This window comes from Hydrogenophaga sp., assembly GCF_022844385.1.
GTDB lineage: Bacteria > Pseudomonadota > Gammaproteobacteria > Burkholderiales > Burkholderiaceae_C > Hydrogenophaga.
In genome coordinates, this window is record NZ_JALHLX010000002.1 from 6,988 (window position 1) to 23,082 (window position 16,095).

The following is a 16,095-nucleotide window of genomic DNA, read 5'->3' on the forward strand; positions in this document are numbered from 1 at the left end:
GTGGCCAGCTCGATCCGGCCATCGGCCTACCGCATGCGCCCGGTCCATCCGCCACTGAAGACGCGCCTGTGCCTGGCGACCAGCTCGCAGCGCCCGGCCACGCTCACGCAGCAAAAAACACTGGAGCTGATCCGCCAGACGCTGGATGCACTGAACAAACCCTGATGCCTCCGGAGCTGCCCAGAGCTCCCACGGAACTGGCTTTGCCGGGCCGTAGGGTGCGTCCCCCTTTCAGGGGGGACGCGCGCAGCGCGGCGGGGGGTGTCTACTGCTTCTGGATATTGGCGCGCTCGATGACGCCGCTCCAGCGGCGGATGTCGGATGCGAGCAGCGCGGCGGTCTGCTCCGGCGTCGAGGAACGGGCGTCGATGTTGAGGCCGCGCAGCTTCTCGCGCACACCCGGATCGGCCAGCGCGGTGGCAATGTCGCGCTGCAGGCGGTCGACCACCGGGCGCGGTGTCTTCGACGGCACGGCCAGCGCGTTCCACGACGAGGCCACGAAGTCCTTCACGCCCGCTTCCACCGCGGTGGGCACGTCAGGCAACACGATGGAGCGCTTCTCGCCGGTCACGGCCAGGGCGCGCACGGCGCCGCCCTGGATCTGCGTGAGCATGGGCGCGAGGATTTCCACCGCCACATCGACCTGCTGACCCCGGATCGCGCCGATGAGCGCGGGTGTGCCGTTGAAAGGAACCACCTGGGCGTCGATGCCGGCGGTGCTCTTGAACAGCTCGGCCGCCAGGTTCTGCGTGCTGCCGATGTTGATGCTGCCCACGTTGAGCTTGCCGGGGTTGGCCTTGCCGAAGGCCACCAGCTCACCCAGGGTCTTGTGGGGCGAGTTGGCGGGCACCACCACAGCAATGTCGAAGTAGCCAAGCGTGGAGACCGGTGTGAAGTCTTTCACTGTGTCAAACGGCAGGCTCTTGAAGAGTCCCGCAGTGACCGCCGTGCCGTTGGACATGAGGAACAGGGTGTGGCCATCGGGTTCTGCGCGCGCCACCGAGTCCGCTGCCACCACGCCGCCGGCGCCGGGCCGGTTCTCGATCACCACCGACTGCCCCAGCAACTCGGCGAGCTTCTGCGCCACGATGCGCGCGGTGAGGTCGCCCACGCCGCCCGCCGCGAAAGGCACAACGATGCGAACGTTTTTTGAAGGGAAGGCGGCCTGCGCATGCACTGGCCCGACCGCGAGCGCGGCGAGGGACAGGGCTGCACCCAGCAGGGTGCGACGGATGGTGGAAGGCTGTCGGTTCATGGTGTCTCCTCGTGTGTTGAAGCAGTGCGCGTTTGGAACGGGTCAGAGCCGCAGGACAAACAACGTGATGCCCGGGAACGCCACGAGGATGGCGGTGCGGACAAGGTCGCTGGCCACAAACGGCATGACGGCGCGGTAGGTCTGGGTGATCGGCACGTCCTTGGCCATGGAGTTGATGACGAAGAGGTTCATGCCCACCGGCGGCGTGATCAACCCCACCTCCACCACGATCAGCACCAGGATGCCGAACCAGATGGCGAACTCCTCGGGCGTGAGGCCGAAGTCGAGCACAGTGACGATGGGGAAGAACACGGGAATCGTCAGCAGGATCATGGACAGCGAGTCCATGAAGCAACCCAGGATCACATACAACACCAGAATGGCGACCAGCACCAGCCAGGGGTTGAAGCCGGAGGCCGCGACCATCTGGGCGGTCTCCTGTGGCAATTGCGACAAGGCCAGGAAGGTGTTGTAGAGCCCGGCGCCCAGCACGATCATGAAGATCATGCCGGTGGCCACCGCGGTGCCCAGGATGGCGCCCAGCAGTGTTCTGCGGTTCAGCCCGCCGCCCATCCAGGCCGCCAGACCGGTGCCGAACGCACCGATGGCAGCACCTTCGGTGGGTGTGAACAAACCAGTGTAGATGCCGCCGACCACGGCCACAAAGATCAGCATGACCGGCCACACCTTGGCGGTGGCGGCCCAGCGCTCCTTCATGGGCATGGGCGGCATGGAGCCCACATCTTGCGGCTTCACGCGGGCGTAGATGGCAATCACGATCATGTAGCCCAGCGCGGCCAGGATGCCGGGCACGAAAGCGGCGAGGAACAGTTTGGCGATGTTCTGCTCGGTCAGGATGGCGTAGATCACCAGCACCACCGAGGGCGGAATCAGGATGCCCAGCGTGCCACCGGCGGCCAGTGTGGCGGTGGAAATACCGCCGGCGTAACCCGCGCGCTTGAGCTCGGGCAGGGCCACCTGGCCCATGGTGGCAGCAGTGGCCAGCGACGAGCCGCAGATGGCACCAAAGCCGGCACACGCACCCACGGCCGCCATGGCCACGCCACCCTTGCGGTGGCCGATCCAGGCCTCGGCCGCCTTGAACAAGGCTTGCGACAAACCGCCCAGCGCTGCGAACTGGCCCATGAGAAGGAACAGTGGAATGACGGACAGCGAGTAGTTCGAGAAGGTGCTGTAGGTCACCTGCTTGAGCTGGTTGAAGATCGGCACGTAGCTGCCGTAGATGGCCCATGCGCCCCCCAGGCCGCACAGCAGCATGGCCAGGCCGATGGGCACGCGGATGAAGATGAGCAGCAGCAGGACCGGAAACGACCAGGCCGCGAGTTCGAGACCGGTCATGCGAGGCTCCCGATCAGCAGGGTGAACAGTGGGTGTGTCATGGGGTGCTTCATCTCAGTGGCCTGCATTGCCGTCAACCGTCCAGCCCGCTGGCTCCTTGGCGAGGCCCAGTTGGGTAAGTGTCTTGGCGAAATAGCACAGGCAGCCCACAACGGCGCCCACCAGGCAGACCGCATAGGCCCACCACATCGGCATGGCCAGGATGAAGGTGGTCTCCAGGTATTCGCGCTTTTCCAGCATGCCCTCCCACAGCTTCCAGGTGAGCACCAGCCAGACCAGCAGCATCAGCACATCGCTGATCGCCACCACGGCGCGCTGGGCCCAGGCCGGCATGTGCATGTAGAGCAGGTCCACCGTGGCGTGCCCCCCTTTGAGGTAGCACCAGGGCAGGAAGAAGAACACCGCAATGCCGGTGCCGATCTCCACCAGCTCGAAGTCGCCGGGCACGGGTCCCAGGCCCACGTCGATCAGCGCACGGCCCGAGACACTGACAACAATCATCAGCGTGATCGCGGTCAGCACAAGACCCCCGGCAATGGCCAGCCAGTTGGCAAGGCGGTAGATGAAACCAATCATGCGGTGTACTTTCAGGAACAGGAGCAGAAACCAACCCAGGATTGTCCGCCATCACCAGCAGGGGCTGAACGGGCCCTGCCCAATAAAAAGGCCGCCCCCGCAAGAGGACGGCCTGCAACCCTGGCCGGGGTTATTTGGCGTGCTTTGCGATCAAGGCGCGGGCTTCGGACACCAGCTTGGCGCCGTCGATGTTTTTGCCCTTCATCTCGTTGATCCAGTCGGTCTCCACCGTGGCGGCGGTACGCCTCCAGCGCTGGGTCTCGGCCAGGTCGAGCGCCACGATGTTGTTGCCGGCGCGCTGAGCAATGCCCAGACCGGCCTTGTCACCGTCGTCCATGGCACGGCCAAACATGGCCGCCGTCTCGATGCCGGAGTTCTTGTCGATCACTGCCTTGAGGTCCGCCGGGAGCTTGTCGTAGGAGGCCTTGTTCATGGAAAACGCAAAGGTCTGTGTGTACAGGCCTTCCTTGCCGGCGAAGGTGGTGTGGTTCTTCACCAGCTCACTCACCTTCAGCGCTGGCGTGACTTCCCAGGGAATCGTGGTGCCATCGATCACACCCTTGGACAAGGCTTCGGTCACGGCCGGCACGGGCATGCCCACGGGGGTGGCGCCGAGTTTGGTCAACATGTTGTTGATGACGCGCGAGCCGCCACGCACTTTCATGCCACGCAAGCTTTCCAGGCCGGTCACCGGCGACTTGGTGTGAAACAGGCCAGGGCCATGGGTGTGCACGGCGATCAGCTTCACGTCCTTGAATTCGTCAGCCGCGTACTTCTCGACGTACTCCTGGATCGCGCGCGAGGACTGCTCGGCCGAGCCGCTCATGAACGGCAGCTCGAACACCTCGGTCTTGTTGAAGCGGCCGGGGGTGTAACCCAGCACCGTCCAGGTGAAATCGACGATACCGTCCTTGGCCTGGTCGAACAACTGTGGTGGCGCCCCACCGAGTTGCATGGCGTGGAACAGCTGCACCTTGATCCGGCCACCGGACTCGGCTTCCACCTTCTGCGCCCACGGGATCAGCGCCTTGGCTGGAATGGTGGCCTGCGGCGGCAGCATCTGGTGCAGGCGCAAGGTGACGGTTTGAGCCAGGGCCGAGCCAGCCATGGTGACGGCGGCGATGGCGCCCAGGGCCAGCAAGGTGCTGCGGCGTTTGAGAAAGGTCATGGTTTGTCTCCAGCTTGGGGGTGGTTGGGCCCGGGTGACAGGCAAAGCTGCCCTGCCCCGGATCACTTCTTCATTCGAACCTCTGGACTGTGCATGGGCCACAGTGTTAACGCCAGTGTGAGAACTGACTTTCAGATATGCCGTTATTTTATGAAACGACCTCCTCCCGCCAGGCGGTGTCCAGGGTGATGCGCCCCACCACACGCGACACACAGGCGCAGATGCGCTTGTTCTCCTGTTTCTCATGCGCGCTCAGGAACACGTCGCGGTGGTCGATCTCGCCGTCCAGCGCCAGCACCTCCAGCGCGCACAAGCCACACTCGCCGCGGCGGCAGTCGTTCATCACCTCGATGCCGGCGGCTTCCAGCACCTCGATCAGCGACTGTTCGGGGGCCACGTGGAGTTCCGCCTGGTGGCGGGGCACGACCACATCAAAGCCCGCCGGGGGCAGTTGGCCGCCGCTGCCAAAGGTCTCGAAACGCAAGCTCGGCTCGGGCCGCCCGGCGTCCAGCCAACGCTGGCGCGCGGCATTCAAGAGACCGGCTGGTCCACACACATACAGCTGAGCGCCCGCTGGCAAGGCGTCGATGGCACGCCCGATGTCGAGCACCTCGCCGCGATCAGACGCGCAGGTCACCAGTTGATCCCCCAGCAACGCCCGCAGCGACTCGACAAACGCCAGCTCGGCCTCGCTGCGCGCCGAATACAGCAGCGTCACGGGCAAGCCCCGTTTGACCAGGGCCTGCGCCATGGACACCATGGGCGTGATGCCGATGCCACCCGCCACCAGCAGTGTGGCCGGTGCCAGCCAAGCCAGCGGAAAGTGGTTCTGCGGGGAACTGACCTCGATGCTGTCGCCCACCGCCAATTGCCACATGGCGCGCGACCCGCCGTGGCCGTCCATCAGGCATTTCACGGCGATGCGGTAACCCGCTGCGTCCTCGGGCAGTCCGACCAGCGAGTACGACCGCGTCTGCAGGCGCCCGGCCACGTTGAGCCGCACCATCAGGTGGGCACCCGGCGCCCAGCGCTCGGCCGAGCCGTGGGCCGGGGTGATGATGAATTCGCGCACCGTGGGGGTCACGTCGCGCAGGGCCGCGACGCGCGCGCTCTGCCAGTTGAGGTTGCTTTTCATGGTGGTTCAGCGTCGTCGGATGAGTTTGAGGGCGGGCATGGAGGCCGGCGTGCGTCCCAGTGCGTGCCCAGCCAGCACCTCGCGCAGGTTGCGCTGCGCCAGCCGCGAGTGCTCGCGCATGATGGCTTCGGCCCGCGCGCCTTCGCGGCGCTCGATGGCGTCCAGTACCTGACGGTGCTGGTCCTGCGCCACCACGAGCATGTCGCGCGCCTGCGGCGAATGGGCCTGCATCACCACGAACCCTGAAGGCGAGGCAAACGGCAGGCTGGCCACGCGCTCCAGCTGGCGCGCGATGGTGGGGCTGTCGGCCAGTTCGTACACGAGGGTGTGGAACTGGCTGTTGAGCGACACATAGTCGGCAAAGCCTTCTTCGCTCAGAGCAGAGGTGGACAGCACGGCGTCGATGCGGTCCAGGCATTGTTTGGCCTCGGCCAGCACCACGGAGGGCGCACCGCGCTCGGCGGCCAGCCGGGCCAGCAGTCCTTCCAGCGTCCCGCGCAGCTCGATGGCGTCGGCAATGTCGCGCTCGGAGAAGGTCTGCACCACATACCCGCCGTTGGGCAGCGCCTGCAGCAGGCCTTCCTGCTCCAGCCGCATGAGCGCGGCGCGGATCGGCGTGCGGGAAACACCCAGGCGCTCCACGATGGCGAGCTCGGCAATGCGCGAGCCACCCGGCAGTTCGCCCGAGAGGATGAGTTCACGCAACTGCAGCAGCGCGCGGACCTGGGCGCTTTCGGTGGCGGGTTCGAGGGTTACGGTTGAAGCCATGGATTGCCTGCTTGGTTTGGGGTGTCAGGGGGTAGGTATGCCACTGAGCGCATCCAGAGACGCCACTGGCTGAGGGTTCGGGCCATGCGGCCGCCATCAACCCACCCGACGAATCGGAATGACCGTGGAACCACCCCGTTCCGCATCCACCATGCGGTCAATCAACCGCCGCGCCCACATGGCACCCGCGTCGATGTTGAGGTTGTAGAACTTGTGGTCCGGGTGTTCGTCGATCGCCTTTTGCTGGGCCTCGAGCACCAGCTCGTCCTCGCGGAAGATGGTGGCCACGCCCTCGCGCAGCTGGTGCGTGAGGCGCTGCTCGCCCAGCGAGTAGTTGCGCGCAAAGGCCCAGAAATACAGACAGGTGCCATCGGTCTCGGGGGTGATGGTGTTGAGCACATAGCCGTTCACGCCCTGGCTGCGGTCGCCACCGTCCTTGGGCAGCGCACCACTGCCGGCGGGCGCCACACCCACGTCGATGGCCACGGTGCACGGCGCTTCGAAGCGCACGATCTGCCAACGGTCCACCGGGCCTTTGTAGCCCCGCGCGTCCTGGATCTGCCCGGCCCAGAACGGTGGCGCCTCGATGTTTTCCATCCAGCGCGTCACGGTGGCAAACCGCTCGCCGTGCGTGGCCACAAACGGGGCTTCGGCCACGGCGCTGTTGCCGATGCTGCTGCCGTGCACGAAGGTCTCGTGGGTCAGGTCCATCAGGTTGTCGACCACCAGGCGGTAGTCGCATTGCACGCGGATCATCTTGCCGTCGCCGGTCCACTCGGGGTCGTGGTTCCAGTGCAGGTCGGGCACCAAAGCCGGGTCTGCCAGCGCCGGGTCGCCCGGCCACACCCACACAAACCGGTGCTTCTCCACCACCGGGTACGAGCGCACGCAGGCTGAAGGGTTCAGCGTTTCCTGGCTCGGCATGTGGGTGCAGCGACCCTCGGCGTTGTAGACCAGGCCGTGGTAACCACACACCACCTCGTCCCCCTCCAGCCGGCCCATGGACAGGGGCAGCAGGCGGTGCCAGCAGGCGTCTTCGAGTGCGGCGGCCACACCCGTGGTCTGGCGGTAGAGCACCAGTTTCTGGTTGCAGAGGGTGCGCGCCAGCAGGTTGCGGCCGACCTCGACGTCGTACGCAGCGGCGTACCAAGCATTGAGCGGGAAATGGGCTTTGTCGGTATTCATGGATACGCAATGTATACATAAACACCGTTCAAACCAAGAAAAATCTGTCTTTCAAGGCATTATTGTCGATTCATGTATTCAATGATGGCGTCTGCATTCGCTGTAAAGTCAGCCTTCCAACCCACAACGAGGACGACACATGACATCGCGCAACCACCCGCCCTTTCGCGCCGACCACGTCGGCAGCTTCCTGCGCCCAGCCTGGTTGCTCGAAGCACGCGACCAGTTCTTCAAGCAAAAAAGCATCACCGCCGAGCAACTGCGCCTGGTGGAAGACCGCGCCATCACCGAGATCGTGAAGTTCCAGGCCGATGTGGGCCTCTCATCCATCACGGACGGTGAATTCCGCCGCACCTATTTCCACATCGACTTTCTGGAGCAGCTCGGGGGTGTGAAGACCGACATCCCGGTCACCATCGTGCGGCCCGACGGCACCGAAGAGCTGGCACCACCGGTGATCCGCGTGATCGACAAGGTGCGCCACGCCAAGAACATCCAGCTCGCCGATTTCCAGTTCCTCAAGGCGCAAGTCGAAGCGCTGGGCAAGCCCGGCCTCACGCCCAAGGTGACGATTCCATCGCCCACCATGCTTCACTTTCGCGGCGGGCGCGCCGGCATCAGCAAAGAGGCCTACCCCGAACTGGACCCGGCGTTTTACGACGACGTGGCCAAGGCCTACGGCGAAGAGCTGCAAAGCCTGGCCGACGCTGGCTGCACTTATGTGCAGATGGACGACACCAACATGGCCTACCTGTGCGACGAGCGCATGCGCGAGGCCGCACGCAGCCGTGGCGACGACCCGAACGAACTGCCACACCGCTATGCCCAGTTCATCAACAAAGTGGTTGCGCACAAGCCCGCCGGCATGACGCTGGCCATGCACTTGTGCCGCGGCAACTTCAAGAGCACGCACGCAGCAGCCGGCAACTACGAGCCGGTGGCCGAGGCGTTGCTGTCCGAGATGAAGCTCGACGCCTTCTTCCTCGAGTACGACGACGATCGCTCCGGCGACTTCCGCCCGCTGCGTTATTTGTCGAAAGACAAGATCGTGGTGCTGGGCCTGGTGACCACCAAGTTCGGCCAGTTGGAAACCAAGGACGACCTGAAGCGCCGCATTGAAGAAGCCGCGAAATACGCGCCGCTCGACCAGATGTGCTTGTCGCCGCAGTGCGGCTTTTCCAGCACGGTGCACGGCAACAACATCGCGATGGAGGACCAGCGCAGAAAGCTCGCACTCGTCGTGGAAACCGCCCAGGAAGTCTGGGGCTGAGCCAACGCAAAAAGGGCCGCTCACAGCGGCCCTTTTCACGCAGGGAGTCTCCCTTTACTTGTTGTGGTTGGCGATCAAGGCGCGGGCCTCGGCCAACAGCTTCGCACCGTCGATCTTCTTGCCCTTCATCTCGTTGACCCAGTCGGCCTCCACCGCCGTCGCAGCGGTCTGCCAGCGCTTCGTTTCAGCAGCGTCCAGCGTCACGATGTTGTTGCCCGCCTTTTGCGCCACCTCCAGGCCCACCTTGTCGCCCTCGTCCATTGCACGGCCAAAGAAGGCTGCGGTTTCCACACCCGAGTTGTTGTCGATCACCTTCTTCAGGTCGGCCGGCAGCTTGTCGTAGCTGGCCCGGTTCATGACCATCGCGAAGGTCTGCGAGAACAGGCCGGTCGGACCGGCGAACGTGGTGTGGTTCTTCACCAGGTCGGCGATCTTCAGCGACGGTGTGACTTCCCACGGAATCGTGGTGCCGTCAATCACGCTCTTGGACAAGGCCTCGGTCACCGCAGGAACGGGCATGCCCACGGGTGTGGCGCCCAGTTTGGTCAACATGTTGTTGATCACACGCGAGCCACCACGGACCTTCATGCCGCGCAGGCTCTCCAGGCCGGTGATCGGTGCCTTGGTGTGGAACAGGCCCGGGCCGTGCGTGTGGGCAGCCAGCAGCTTGACCGAGCGGAATTCGTCGGCGGCGAACTTCTCCACGTACTCGTGGAAAGCGCGCGAAGCCGGCTCCGCCTTCCCGCTCATGAACGGCAATTCAAACACCTCGGCCTTGTTGAAGCGGCCCGGTGTGTAGCCCAGCACCGTCCAGGTGATGTCGGCCACGCCATCGCGCGCCTGATCAAACAACTGCGGCGGCGTGCCGCCCATGGACATGGTGTGAAACAGCTGTACCTTGATACGGCCGCCCGACTCGGCCTCGATCTTCCTGGCCCACGGTGCAAGTGCGCGGGCAGGAATGGTCGCCGTTGAGGGCAGGAACTGGTGCAGGCGCAGCGTGATCGTCTGCTGGGCCAGGGCGCTGCCCGCCAGGGTGGTGGTGGCCAATGCGGCCAGGGCCACCACGGCGCTGCGGCGTTTGAGAGAAGTCATGGAGAGGTTCCTGTCGTGAGAGAAAAGAAAACATTCGGCGGCCCCGCGAGAGAGGCGCCCGGACATGTGCCACGTCAGACACAAGGCCGCTAATGTGCCGCCAAGGCTTTACATACACCAGCCCGTTTCAACACTTGCAGCTATTCCGTGTCGGCATGAAACCCGAGCTGCGTGGGTACCATGCACGCATGACCCCAGTCCTGTCTTTCCACTTCGACTTCATCTCTCCCTTCGGCTACTTCGCCTCGTTGCGCATCGAAGACCTTGCCGCGCGGCACGGGCGCACGGTGCAATGGCACCCCATGCTGCTGGGCATCTCGGTGATGAAGGTGATGGGCCTGAAGCCCTTGCTCGACACACCGCTCAAGGGCCCGTACACCCAACGCGATGTGCTGCGCTACGCGCGGGAACACGGCGTAGCGATGCAGCGCCAGCCCGGCGACACGGTGATGAATCCGCTGGCTTGCGGACGCGCGATGGCCTGGGTGAACCGCCACCAGCCGCAGCGTGCGGCCGAGGTGGCGCATGCGATCTACGGCGCGTACTGGGGACAAGGGCTGGACCTCTCCACACCCGAGGCGCTGATCCCTGTGGTGGGTGACGAGATTGCGCAAGCCGCTGCCAGCGATGAAGCGGTCGCGCTGCTGCGCGCCGAGGTCGACGCCGCGCTGCAGGCCGGCGTGTTCGGTTCGCCCACCGTGGTGGTGGATGGTGAACCGTTCTGGGGCATCGACAAGTTCGAGCAGATCGACCGCTGGCTCACGCGCGGTGGTTGGTGAGCCTCAGCCGAAGCGCACTTCAACCGGCACTGCAATCGCAGCGAGTGCCGCGCGCAATTGCTGCGACAGCGCTTCATCGACCGCACCACCCAAGGTGACCAGCGCTCGCTGGCGTCCACCTTCGTCACTCGCCTCCACGCGCACCACGCGCTGCGGTGCCAGTTCCCGCGCGATCTCGGTCAGGCGGATTTCAATCGCCCGCAGCCGCAGCGTGGGTTTGAACACCTTGCCGACAGCAGTCAGCGGCAGCGCGTCCAACAGCACCACACGCTTCGGGCATGCCGGCCGCTCGTACACCTGCGGTGCCACCTCGCGCAGCAACGCGTCTGCGTCCAGCCCCGCACCGGCCCGCAGCACCACAAACGCCACCGGCACCTCGCCCGCGTAGGCATCGGGCTCTGCCACCACCGCACACTGCAACACGGCGGGATGGGCCATGAAGGCGTCTTCCACCAGGCCGGGGTCGATGTTGTGCGAGCCGCGGATGATCACGTCTTTCGCCCGGCCTGTGATGTGGATGCGCCCCGCGTCGTCGAGGTGACCGAGATCGCCGGTGACGATCCAGCCGCCTTCAAACAGGCCGGCGTTGCGCTTCGCATCGAGGTAACCCGGACTCATGTGCGGACCCCGCAGCACCAGCACGCCGGTCTCGCCTGCAGCGCAGCGCTCATCGAGCTTGGCCTCACCATCGCGCCAGGGCACGGCGTGCACCTCCGTATACGGCAGGCGCAGGCCCGCCGAGCCGGGCGTGCGCGGACCCAGAAGCGGCTCGATGCTCACCAACCCGGCGCACTCGGTCATGCCCAGGATGTTGCGCACGGGAATGCCGGTGGCGGTCTCGAATCGCTGCGCCAGCTCGGCCGGCAGCGGTGAGCCGCCGGTGAAGGCGGCGCGCACACCATCGATGTTCGCGTTCACCGGCACCCCCAGTAGGCTCGCCAGCACGGTGGGCACGCAGGCCAGGTGCGTCACGCGCTCGCGTTCGCAAAACCGCCAGTAGGCCTTCACAAAGCCGGTGTTGCGCATGCCGGTGAGCGTGGGCAGAACCTGACGCGCGCCGATGGCCAGCAACGCCAGGCCGTACACAAACGCGCCGGCCACATGGAACAGCGGAAAGCCGTTGACCTCCACCGCCGTCTCGTCCATGTCGTAGAAAGCGTGGGCGAACCAGGCCGTGTGGGCCTCGTTGCCGGCGGTGTGCTGCGCCAGCTTGGGCGCGCCGGTGGTGCCGCCGGTGTGGAACAGCGCCACCACGCGGTCGGGATTCAGGTCGGGCTCGAACGTGAGGGTGTCGGGCTGCGCGGCCATGAGCTCTTGCAGCGACGGCATGCCGGGCACGGCCTCGTTCACGGTGATGGGCACAAGCTCGGCGCCATGCAGCGCCTGCACCGCCAGCGCCGTGGGCCACACCGACAACTCGGCGTTGGGCCCCAGGGCCACCAGGACCTTGGCGCCCGAGGCCTGCAGGAGTGCCGCGATGTGGTCGGGCTGCAGCAGAAAATTGATCGGGCAAACGCGGCCTGCCAGCTGAGAGCCCCACAGCACGGCGTGGGCCTCGGGCGTGTTGGGGGCGAGCATGGCCACGGTGTCGGCCTCGCGCACACCGAGTGCGCGAAACGCGTTGGCAGCGCGGTGGATGTCGGCCAGCAGTTCGCGGTAGGTGATGCGTTGCGGCGGTGTGTCCAGTCCGGCGTCGGGCAGGAAGGTGAAGGCCTCGCGTTCCGGGAAACGCAGGGCGGCGGCGCGAATCAGTTCGTAAGGCGTGCGATGCGGCGCCACTGCTTCCAACGGCTCGCGCTCCAGCGCCTCGATGTCCGCGAGCGTGGCGAACGCCTTCATGCCAGACCAAGGAGTCGAACAGCGTTGCCCTTGAGGATGCCGGGCATCACCTCGGGTTTGAAGCCGGCCACTTCAAAGTCCTTCATCCAGCGCTCGGGCGTGATCAGCGGGTAGTCGCTGCCGAAGAGGATGCGGTCCTTCAAGAGCGTGTTGGCGTACTGCACGAGCTGTTTGGGAAAGTACTTCGGGCTCCAGCCACTCAGGTCGATCCACACATTGGGCTTGTGCGTGGCCACGCTGAGTGCTTCGTCCTGCCACGGAAAACTCGGGTGCGCCATGACGATCTGCATGTCGGGAAAATCGATCGCCACGTCGTCCAGGTGCATGGGGTTGCTGTACTCCAGGCGCAGGCCGCCGCCGCAGCGCATGCCGCTGCCGATGCCGCTGTGCCCGGTGTGGAAGATGGCGGGCAGCTTGTGCGCGTTGATCACCTCGTAGATCGGCCAGGCCATCTTGTCGTAGGGGTGGTAGCCCTGCACCGTCGGGTGGAACTTGAAGCCCTTGATGCCCTCCTCCTTGATGAGCCGCTCGGCCTCGCGCGCACCCATCTTGCCCTTGTGCGGGTCGATGCTGGCGAAGGCAATCATCATGTCGCTGTTCTCGCGCGCGGCCTGGGCAATCTCCTCGTTCGGAATGCGCCGGCGGCCCAGTTGCGATTCGCTGTCCACGGTGAACATCACCAGGCCGAGCTTGCGTTCGCGGTAGTAAGCAACGGTCTCGGCAATGGTGGGTCGGCGGTCGCTGCCGAAAAACTTGTCGGCCGCGCGGTCGTACTCTTCACCGTAGTTGTCGAAGGGGTTGCGACAGCTCACTTCGGCGTGGGTGTGGATGTCGATCGCGATCAGGTTCTTGTGGTCCATGGATGTCTCTCGGTGGTGGGTCTGACCTAGGGAAAACACGGGGGTTGGTCGGACGGGTTTGGCTTGTTTTGGTTATTGTTTATAACCATAATCAGCCCTCGTTTCAAGCGCAAAAACCCCAGAAGAGACGGCCGACGCCGACCCCCGACATGCCCATCCATTCCACCGACATCAGCCTGAGCCTGCAAGGCGCTTCTTCCGAAATCGCCGTCATCACGCTCAACCGCCCGGCCAAGCGCAACGCGCTCAACGACGGCCTGATCCTGGCCATCCGCGACATGTTCCAGGCCATGCCGCACGGCGTGCGCGCCGCCGTCATCCACGGCAGCGGCGACCACTTCTGCGCCGGCCTCGACCTGTCCGAACTCAGCGAGCGCGACGCCGGCCAGGGCCTGCACCACTCGCGCATGTGGCACAGCGCGCTGGAGTGCGTGCAGTACGGCCCGGTGCCGGTGGTGGCCGCGCTGCACGGCGCGGTGGTGGGCGGCGGCCTGGAGCTGGCCAGCACCTGTCACATCCGCGTGGCCGACGAGTCCGCCTTCTTCGCGTTGCCCGAAGGCTCGCGCGGCATCTTCGTGGGCGGTGGCGGTTCGGTGCGCATCCCGCGCCTGATCGGCGCCGCGCGCATGGCCGACATGATGTTCACCGGCCGCGTCTACAAGGCGCCCGAGGCCGAGCGCATCGGCCTCACGCAGTACCTCGTGCCCCAAGGCACGGCGCTGGAGAAGGCCATGGAACTGGCCGCGCGCATTGCACAAAACGCACCACTCACCAACTACGCGCTGATGCACGCGCTGCCGCGCATCGCCGAACAACCGGCCGACCAGGGCTACCTGACCGAAGCCATGATGGCCGCCATCGCGCAAAGCGATCCCGAAGCGAAAACGCGTGTGCGCGCTTTCCTCGAAGGCCGCGCCAACAAGGTCAGCAAGGACTGAGCGCCATGAGCCAGAACCCGACGATGGCGAAATACCGCCCGCTCACCTTCGGTGTCACCCGCGCCACCCTGCGCGACGGCGCCCAGGGTACGCACTACCTGCGCGCCGATCAGGCCCTGCCGCCATTTCCCGAACGCATCACCGACCGGCTGGTGCACTGGGCAAAAGCGCGCCCCGAGCAGACCGTGTTTGCCCGACGCACGAAGAGCGCCGACGGCAGCACCGGCGACTGGCGCCACATCACATTTGCACAGGCGCTTGACGCCGCGCGCCGCATCGGCCAGGGCCTGCTGAACCGGGGACTCTCGGCCGAGCGCCCGGTGCTGATCCTGAGCGAGAACGATCTTGAGCACGCGTTGCTGGCACTCGGCTGCGTCTACGCCGGCGTCGCCTACTGCCCCACCTCCCCCGCCTACTCGCTGGTGAGCCAGGACTTCGACAAGCTGCACCACGTGGTGAAGACGCTCACGCCCGGCCTCGTGTTCGCCAGCGACGCCAGCCGCTACAGCCGCGCGATGCTCGCCACGCTGGGTGAAGGCGTGGAGCTGGTGACGACCGAAGGCACTGTGCCCGGTCGCGCCACCACCCCGTTCGCCGACCTGCTGGCCACCGAGCCCACACCGGCAGTGGACGCCGCCATGGCCGCCACCGGGCCGGACACGATCGCCAAGTTTCTCTTCACCTCGGGCTCGACCAAGATGCCCAAGGCCGTGATCAACACGCAGCGCATGTGGTGCGCCAACCAGCAGCAGATGATGGAATCGATGCCGGTGCTGGCGCAGAGCCCGCTGGTGCTGGTGGACTGGCTGCCGTGGAACCACACCTTCGGCGGCAACCACAACTTCGGCATGGTGCTCTTTCACGGCGGCACGCTCTACATCGACGACGGCAAGCCCACACCGGCGCTGATGAACGAGACGCTGCGCAACCTGCGCGAGATCGCGCCCACGGTGTACTTCAACGTGCCCACCGGGTTTGAAGCGATCGCCAACGCGATGAAAACCGACGAGGCCCTGCGAAAGACCTTGCTCTCGCGCGTGCAGATGTTCTTCTACGCTGGCGCCGCGCTCGCTCAGCCGGTGTGGGACGCCCTGCACGCGGTGCAGGAAAGCGAGATCGGTGAGCGCATCGTCATGGGCACCGGCCTGGGCATGACCGAGTCCGGCCCCTTCGGCATCTTCGTGACCAGCCCCAACGTGAAGGCAGGTGACCTGGGCTTGCCCACGCCGGGCCTGGAGCTCAAGCTGGTGGACGCTGGCGGCAAGACCGAGGTGCGCTACAAGGGCCCCAACATCACGCCCGGCTACTGGCGCATGCCCCTTGAGACAACCGAGTCCTTTGACGACGAGGGTTTCTTCAAGACCGGCGACGCGGTGAAATGGATCGACGAGACCGACATCCACCTCGGTCTCAAGTTCGACGGCCGCATCGCCGAAGACTTCAAACTCGCCACCGGTACCTTCGTGAGCGTGGGCCCGCTGCGCGCCAAGATCATTGCGGCCGGCGCACCCTACATCCAGGACGTGGTGATCACCGGCCTGAACATGAAGGAGGTCGGCGCCATGGTGTTCCCCACGCCGCTGGTGCGCTCGCTCAGTGGTTTGCCGGCCGACGCCTCCCTGCACGACGTGCTCAACAGCGAACCGGTGCTCGCGCACTTCCAGCGCGTGGTGACCGAACTCGCCAAAACCGCCACCGGCAGCGCCAGCCGCATCGCCCGCCTGTGCCTGCTGGCCGACCCGCCCACCATCGACCGTGGTGAGGTGACCGACAAGGGCTCGATCAACCAGCGCGCCGTGCTGGCCCACCGCGCCGAGACTGTCGACCTGCTGCACAGCGATGGCCTGCACGCCATCCTGAAACCCGAG

Annotated in this window: 14 protein-coding genes; 4 read left to right on the forward strand and 10 right to left on the reverse strand. The window is 65.6% G+C overall.

The window, feature by feature from the left end; translation table 11 throughout:
* Nucleotides 1-265: 265 nt before the first annotated feature.
* The 7 genes from Q0C59_RS00625 to Q0C59_RS00655 all read right to left on the reverse strand — a co-directional run bounded on the left by Q0C59_RS00625 (nucleotide 266) and on the right by Q0C59_RS00655 (nucleotide 7,446).
* On the reverse strand, nucleotides 266-1,255 hold the full coding sequence (locus Q0C59_RS00625) for a tripartite tricarboxylate transporter substrate binding protein (protein WP_291210382.1): 990 nt from the start codon (nucleotides 1,253-1,255) through the stop codon (nucleotides 266-268).
* Between the two features lie 42 nt (nucleotides 1,256-1,297).
* Nucleotides 1,298-2,614: a TRAP transporter large permease gene (locus Q0C59_RS00630; protein ID WP_291210385.1), complete on the reverse strand. Its 1,317-nt coding sequence runs from the start codon at nucleotides 2,612-2,614 to the stop codon at nucleotides 1,298-1,300.
* Between the two features lie 54 nt (nucleotides 2,615-2,668).
* The gene (locus Q0C59_RS00635) at nucleotides 2,669-3,190 is read right to left on the reverse strand and encodes a TRAP transporter small permease (protein WP_291210388.1); all 522 of its coding nucleotides are present in this window, start codon (nucleotides 3,188-3,190) and stop codon (nucleotides 2,669-2,671) included.
* A gap of 130 nt (nucleotides 3,191-3,320) precedes the next feature.
* Entirely contained in the window at nucleotides 3,321-4,358 is a 1,038-nt protein-coding gene (locus tag Q0C59_RS00640; protein WP_291210392.1) for a TRAP transporter substrate-binding protein, read from the reverse strand.
* A gap of 148 nt (nucleotides 4,359-4,506) precedes the next feature.
* Nucleotides 4,507-5,493, reverse strand: a complete 987-nt coding sequence (locus Q0C59_RS00645) for a PDR/VanB family oxidoreductase (protein WP_291210395.1) — start codon at nucleotides 5,491-5,493, stop codon at nucleotides 4,507-4,509.
* Nucleotides 5,494-5,499: 6 nt separating this feature from the next.
* The gene (locus Q0C59_RS00650) at nucleotides 5,500-6,261 is read right to left on the reverse strand and encodes a GntR family transcriptional regulator (RefSeq protein ID WP_291210398.1); all 762 of its coding nucleotides are present in this window, start codon (nucleotides 6,259-6,261) and stop codon (nucleotides 5,500-5,502) included.
* Nucleotides 6,262-6,357: 96 nt separating this feature from the next.
* Entirely contained in the window at nucleotides 6,358-7,446 is a 1,089-nt protein-coding gene (locus Q0C59_RS00655) for an aromatic ring-hydroxylating dioxygenase subunit alpha (protein WP_291210401.1), read from the reverse strand.
* 139 nt (nucleotides 7,447-7,585) lie between these two features.
* On the opposite strand from Q0C59_RS00655, the gene Q0C59_RS00660 reads away from it, so the two are divergent.
* Nucleotides 7,586-8,716, forward strand: coding sequence for a 5-methyltetrahydropteroyltriglutamate--homocysteine S-methyltransferase (locus tag Q0C59_RS00660; RefSeq protein WP_291210404.1), 1,131 nt, complete (start codon nucleotides 7,586-7,588; stop codon nucleotides 8,714-8,716).
* A 54-nt stretch (nucleotides 8,717-8,770) separates the two neighbouring features.
* On the opposite strand, the gene Q0C59_RS00665 is transcribed toward Q0C59_RS00660, so the two are convergent.
* On the reverse strand, nucleotides 8,771-9,811 hold the full coding sequence (locus Q0C59_RS00665; RefSeq protein WP_291210406.1) for a TRAP transporter substrate-binding protein: 1,041 nt from the start codon (nucleotides 9,809-9,811) through the stop codon (nucleotides 8,771-8,773).
* Between the two features lie 188 nt (nucleotides 9,812-9,999).
* On the opposite strand from Q0C59_RS00665, the gene Q0C59_RS00670 reads away from it, so the two are divergent.
* The gene (locus Q0C59_RS00670; RefSeq protein WP_291210409.1) at nucleotides 10,000-10,590 is read left to right on the forward strand and encodes a 2-hydroxychromene-2-carboxylate isomerase; all 591 of its coding nucleotides are present in this window, start codon (nucleotides 10,000-10,002) and stop codon (nucleotides 10,588-10,590) included.
* Between the two features lie 3 nt (nucleotides 10,591-10,593).
* On the opposite strand, the gene Q0C59_RS00675 is transcribed toward Q0C59_RS00670, so the two are convergent.
* Together Q0C59_RS00675 and Q0C59_RS00680 are read right to left on the reverse strand one after the other, a co-directional pair.
* A complete protein-coding gene (locus Q0C59_RS00675) occupies nucleotides 10,594-12,429 on the reverse strand; it encodes an AMP-binding protein (RefSeq protein WP_291210411.1) in 1,836 nt (611 codons plus the stop codon).
* The gene (locus Q0C59_RS00680; RefSeq protein WP_291210413.1) at nucleotides 12,426-13,289 is read right to left on the reverse strand and encodes an amidohydrolase family protein; all 864 of its coding nucleotides are present in this window, start codon (nucleotides 13,287-13,289) and stop codon (nucleotides 12,426-12,428) included. Before Q0C59_RS00680 ends, Q0C59_RS00675 begins: the two co-directional genes overlap by 4 nt.
* A gap of 149 nt (nucleotides 13,290-13,438) precedes the next feature.
* On the opposite strand from Q0C59_RS00680, the gene Q0C59_RS00685 reads away from it, so the two are divergent.
* Nucleotides 13,439-14,227: a crotonase/enoyl-CoA hydratase family protein gene (locus tag Q0C59_RS00685; RefSeq protein WP_069046899.1), complete on the forward strand. Its 789-nt coding sequence runs from the start codon at nucleotides 13,439-13,441 to the stop codon at nucleotides 14,225-14,227.
* A 5-nt stretch (nucleotides 14,228-14,232) separates the two neighbouring features.
* Nucleotides 14,233-16,095 (forward strand): feruloyl-CoA synthase (locus tag Q0C59_RS00690; protein ID WP_291210418.1); only part of this gene is annotated, 1,863 nt, incomplete at its 3' end.

Coding starts and splice junctions, on each gene's coding strand:
- Q0C59_RS00675 (WP_291210411.1), bottom strand. CDS start 12,429: ATGAAGGCGTTCGCCACGCTCGCGGACATCGAGGCGCTGGAGCGCGAG.
- Q0C59_RS00685 (WP_069046899.1), top strand. CDS start 13,439: ATGCCCATCCATTCCACCGACATCAGCCTGAGCCTGCAAGGCGCTTCT.
- Q0C59_RS00650 (WP_291210398.1), bottom strand. CDS start 6,261: ATGGCTTCAACCGTAACCCTCGAACCCGCCACCGAAAGCGCCCAGGTC.
- Q0C59_RS00645 (WP_291210395.1), bottom strand. CDS start 5,493: ATGAAAAGCAACCTCAACTGGCAGAGCGCGCGCGTCGCGGCCCTGCGC.
- Q0C59_RS00660 (WP_291210404.1), top strand. CDS start 7,586: ATGACATCGCGCAACCACCCGCCCTTTCGCGCCGACCACGTCGGCAGC.
- Q0C59_RS00640 (WP_291210392.1), bottom strand. CDS start 4,358: ATGACCTTTCTCAAACGCCGCAGCACCTTGCTGGCCCTGGGCGCCATC.
- Q0C59_RS00670 (WP_291210409.1), top strand. CDS start 10,000: ATGACCCCAGTCCTGTCTTTCCACTTCGACTTCATCTCTCCCTTCGGC.
- Q0C59_RS00630 (WP_291210385.1), bottom strand. CDS start 2,614: ATGACCGGTCTCGAACTCGCGGCCTGGTCGTTTCCGGTCCTGCTGCTG.
- Q0C59_RS00625 (WP_291210382.1), bottom strand. CDS start 1,255: ATGAACCGACAGCCTTCCACCATCCGTCGCACCCTGCTGGGTGCAGCC.
- Q0C59_RS00680 (WP_291210413.1), bottom strand. CDS start 13,289: ATGGACCACAAGAACCTGATCGCGATCGACATCCACACCCACGCCGAA.
- Q0C59_RS00635 (WP_291210388.1), bottom strand. CDS start 3,190: ATGATTGGTTTCATCTACCGCCTTGCCAACTGGCTGGCCATTGCCGGG.
- Q0C59_RS00655 (WP_291210401.1), bottom strand. CDS start 7,446: ATGAATACCGACAAAGCCCATTTCCCGCTCAATGCTTGGTACGCCGCT.
- Q0C59_RS00665 (WP_291210406.1), bottom strand. CDS start 9,811: ATGACTTCTCTCAAACGCCGCAGCGCCGTGGTGGCCCTGGCCGCATTG.